This is a genomic window from Caballeronia sp. INML2, from assembly GCF_023631365.1.
Classification (GTDB): Bacteria; Pseudomonadota; Gammaproteobacteria; order Burkholderiales; family Burkholderiaceae; genus Caballeronia; species Caballeronia turbans.
Genome location: NZ_JALQDH010000242.1, coordinates 1 through 274 on the forward strand (window position 1 = coordinate 1; position 274 = coordinate 274).

1 protein-coding gene is annotated in these 274 nt (G+C 56.2%); it reads left to right on the forward strand.

Annotated features, from left to right (window positions below):
- Nucleotides 1-116 precede the first annotated feature (116 nt).
- On the forward strand, nucleotides 117-274 hold a 158-nt coding region (locus tag NCT32_RS37170), incomplete at its 3' end, for a DUF4148 domain-containing protein (RefSeq protein ID WP_250491580.1).

The following is a 274-nucleotide window of genomic DNA, read 5'->3' on the forward strand; positions in this document are numbered from 1 at the left end:
GCGCGCAGCGCGAATTCGATTGTCCTGGCGCCCTGTGTTCATAGGTCGTGACGTTGCCGCTAGAGCAGAACCGCCTGTTGTAATAACTCCAACGCCTTCAATTCGTTGCACTCGCTATCCCGGCAGTTTCTTCTTTTGCTCAAAGCCAACCGGTGACCCGCGCGCAAGTAAAGGCAGAACTGGTCCAACTCGAACGTGCTGGATACAACCCAAGCATGGATCGCGTGACGTATCCGGCCGAGATCCAAGCAGCCGAAGCAAAGGTTGCAGCGCA